The organism is Moorena sp. SIO1F2 (assembly GCF_010672755.1).
GTDB lineage: Bacteria > Cyanobacteriota > Cyanobacteriia > Cyanobacteriales > Coleofasciculaceae > Moorena.
The window spans coordinates 1-4,130 of the sequence record NZ_JAAHFV010000477.1 but is presented as its reverse complement, the minus strand read 5'-3'; the positions used below and the strand labels follow the sequence as shown (position 1 = coordinate 4,130).

Sequence of the window (4,130 nt, the reverse complement as noted above, 5' to 3'; positions counted from 1 at the left end):
GGCCGATCGGCAAGCCGCTGAAGCCAAATTTGGATTCTATCCAGATTTAGAAGCTTTGCTTGCCAGTTTACGGGCAGCAAAATCTATTCAAGATTGGCCGGGATACTTATCCTTATTCAAGCCAGACAGTAAGATTCAAGCTGAAGTGTTACAAACTTTACGAATGGCATTATATTCAACTAGAGAATATAACCGCAGAGAAGTACCTCAAGGTTTTGAGAAGATGTTTTTTAAGCCTGATGGTACGTTAATGATTGCTACAGCAGAGGATGGTACTGTCCGCTTACAAGACTTCAAAGGCAGACAACAACCCAAAGTATTTTCAGGACATGAGGGGGACGTAGATCTTGATGTTAGTCCGGATAGTCGCTTATTAGCAACAATTGACCAGCAAGGGACTTTTCGCCTCTGGAACTTAGAAGGAAAACAGGAAGAGCCACGTCAGCTTACAGACTGTATTTCAGGGTTTACATATACTGATTTAAATCTATCTCCTACTGGTTTCGGTGTATATGACAGAGGGATCAGTTTCAGTCCTGATAGCAAGAAGCTTCTAGCCTATTTACAAAGGGTAACTGAGAAGGGCAATTCCAGTACTATCTGCCTGTGGGAAACGGGAGATAAACCGAAGCTATTGAAACAGGAAGGCAATTTCTATAGTATTAGCTTTAACTCCAATAACCAGCTAGTAGTAGCTAACCAATCTGGCAATACCCTCAGCTTGTCGGACTACAGGAGTCGTAATCAGTTGGCAGAGTTTAAAAATTTTAATCAGGCACCCTCTGGATATCTGGCTTTTAGTCCTACACTCTCGGGAAATCTGGTTTTTAGTCCTATTAGTCCTAATGGTGAATACTTAGCAGGATTGTTTGGAGATGATGTAAGCATTGCCTACTTTCGTAGTTTAGATAGCGAATATTGGAAGGAGTTTAAACCCATAAGTAGAGCTAGCAGTATCATTTTTGATACCGAAGGTCGTCTGATTATTGGGCAAGAGGGTGAGGGTATTATTAGTGTTTATGATGAACCATATAAGATTAATGACTCTTTGTCAGACGCCTTGGAATTTGAACTGAAAGGGCATCAAGGTGGTATTCGTGAGGTGATTTCTAGCTCGTCGAACGGCAGACAACTTGCTAGTTTAGGTGATGACAATACCCTGGTCTGGTGGAAACTAGATAAGAAGCCATTAGAGGAGTTAGAGCTAATTCCGAATTTAAAAAGTATCAGCATCAGCCCCGATGGTAAGCAACTAGCTGTTGTCGGAAGTGATGACACTATTCGTCGGTTGGATTTGACTGGTAAGGTGTTGAAGCGATTTCCAGATATTAAAATAACAATAAGGCAAATCATTTTCAACCCTGATGGTACACAATTGGCTGGAGTTGGTAAAGATAATAGGATTCGCTTATTGGATTTGAATGGCAATCAGTTGTATAAATCTAAAAATTTTAATAAAACAATTAGCCAGCTTCTTTTTAGCCCTGATGGTACACAATTGCTTGTTGTGGAGAACGATAGTACTGTATATCCGCAGGGTTATGATGATAAGAATACTAGTACTCTCCATCGGTTGAATTTGAACAGTAAAATCTGGAAAACTGAACCTAAGCTATGGGGTGAAATCGCTTTTAGCTCCGATGGCAAGCTGTTAGTGGCGCAGAATGCTTTACCTGATCACTATGTAGAGCGAGGTAATATCTTTTTAAAAGAATTGGAGTCTGGTGAGGAATTAGTTAAGTTTAAGAGTGCTAAGTATGGCTTTGATAGTATCGGTTTTAGTACCCAGGGTGGCTTAGTGGTTAGTGCAGAGCGGCGTTATTTGGAGGATAATGGTTCTCATATGGAGGAGAAGGGTTATACCTATGTATGGGATATGTCAGGAAAATTATTGACTGCTTTCAAAGATGGGCATCAAAGTAAAGTTAATGAAAGTACAGTTGATGTAAGTACAGTTACAAGTATAAGTCTTAGTGCTGATGGCAGCTTACTAGCCACTCTTGATACATCCGGAAATGCCAAGTTATGGCGTATAGGAGGATTGGATGAACTAATAGTCAAGGGTTGTAATTGGGTCCGAGACTATTTGGAGACGAATCCCAATCTTGACGAGAGCGATCGCAATCTCTGCAAAAATTGATGGCGTTGCTGATTTTGGGTATGCTTTCGCCCCCCTAGCCCCCCAATTCTGGGGGGAACAAAACTCTCAAGCGATGCAGCGCGGTCTTGGGGGAAACCCCCATGAGCGACTGCATCAAGACAAGTCCCCCAAAGTTGGGGGATTTAGGGGGCTGTAATAAAATCAGATAATCGCGCATTCATTCCTTAATTCAGCAACGCCGGCCTATATAGGGTTTATAAATGAGATGAAACAGCCCTACCCTTATTAAGGGGGACCAACGGGGGATCTCAATCAGGGATTAACAAAACTGAAATGCGATATTGGAAAGTATTATCCCGATTTATTCTATTCATCCTCTCAGCAGTTATCGTACTGCTGAGTTCTGCTCTACCCAATAGTCTTCTTGCGTCTCAAGCTGCTAGTCCTCTTGCCCAAGTACGCATCAAGACCGAAACAGTAATAGGTCAGCAGGATTTTTTCCGAGTTGGCAAATCCCACAAAGGTCGTTGGTGGTTGATTGACCCCGATGGCAAACCCTTCCTTTACCGGGGTGTCACCTCCGTCAACTTTGGCTATCCTGCTCCCTATGTTCCGGTTGTCGAGGATAAATATGGTCAAGACCCCGCTGCCTTTCGGGAAGCTACCTTTGAGCGGCTGCGAAACTGGAATTTTAATGCCCTAGGAGCATGGACACCACCTCAATTGTGGGATCAGGGTATGCCCTACACGGTTATCCTAAATTTCGTCAAAGCTGCTCCAGACAGCGAACTTAGGGTTGATGACAGGAAGCTAAAGTTACCCGATGTGTTTGATCCGAAATGGATTGAAGGGATTGATGCTAAAGCTAAGGAAATCGTAGCACCGGTGGCAAGTAGTAAGCTGCTAGTGGGATATTTTACTGACAATGAACTCAATTGGGCACACGCTGAAACACCAGACCGAAAGGTTAACTCAGAGTTGTTGCTCACCAATAACGCTAAGGCATCTTTACTGCAATTTTGCCTTAGCCTCAATCCAGAAAAACCCGCCTATAGTGCTGCTTGGGATTTTGTTTTAAAGCGCCATGGTAATAGTTTAGAGCAGTTAGCTAAAGATTGGCAGGTCCCGATTGAATCTAGAGACACGATTAAAGAATGGACTAAGACAAAACAAGGGATTGTTTCTAAAGGCTACTTAGTGGATCAGAATGGGTTTCAAGCAGAATTTGCTCGACGCTATTTTCAGGAAACTGCAGCAGCAATCCACCGCTATGACCACAATCATTTAATCCTGGGATGTCGGTTTGGGGCACCTCCTTCTAATGCTGTATTTTCCGCCATCAAAAGACCTTGGGTAGATGTAGTATCTGCTAACAATTATCGCTACAACATGTATGAGCGGATAGACCTATACTACCAAGCTACAAAATTGCCAGTGCTCAACACTGAGTTTAGTTGGGGACACACCAGGTTTACTCAACGAGCCTTACCCGATGAACCAGAAGACGGGTTTTCCGAAAGGTCACGGATGATGCGTAATGGCGCTAAGTCCTTAGCCAGGGCTTTGACTCATCCCGCTCTTGTCGGTTATACCTGGTATCGTTGGGTAGATTTGCCCGGTCATACACCCCCGATTAGTTTTGGTCTGGTCAATCTTGAGGATGATCCCAACCTCTCCCATACAACCTTACTCAAGCGATTGAATGCTAGAGCTGATGCGATCGCGACTACAGCAAAGGGAATAGGGAACAGGGAATAGGGAACAGGGAGTATGGAATAGGGATGCAGCGCGTAGCGCATAAGCTGATAGCTGATAGCTGATAGCTGATAGGTGATAACTGATAACTGATATACCAATCCGTGTAGGAATTGCGAGAATTTTTGTTCCCTTTTCCCTACTCCCTACTCCCTACTCCCTGTTCCCTGTTCCCTGTTCCCTGTTCCCTTTGGTATAGCTGATAGCTGATAACTGATAGCTGATAGCTTAACTACTTAGTTGCTGTAATAAAAACAAAACGGTCAGGAAATTC

2 protein-coding genes are annotated in these 4,130 nt (G+C 43.4%); both read left to right on the top strand.

Going from position 1 to position 4,130, the window contains the following annotated elements; genetic code table 11:
* The coding region (locus tag F6J94_RS31255) for a WD40 repeat domain-containing protein (protein WP_293047379.1) at positions 1 to 2,140 on the top strand (2,140 nt) is incomplete at its 5' end.
* Between the two features lie 294 nt (positions 2,141 to 2,434).
* Positions 2,435 to 3,859 carry a hypothetical protein gene (locus F6J94_RS31250; protein ID WP_293047377.1) on the top strand — a complete coding sequence of 475 codons (1,425 nt, stop codon included), beginning with the start codon at positions 2,435 to 2,437 and terminating at the stop codon, positions 3,857 to 3,859.
* Positions 3,860 to 4,130: the final 271 nt, after the last annotated feature.

Coding starts and splice junctions, on each gene's coding strand:
- F6J94_RS31250 (WP_293047377.1), top strand. CDS start 2,435: ATGCGATATTGGAAAGTATTATCCCGATTTATTCTATTCATCCTCTCA.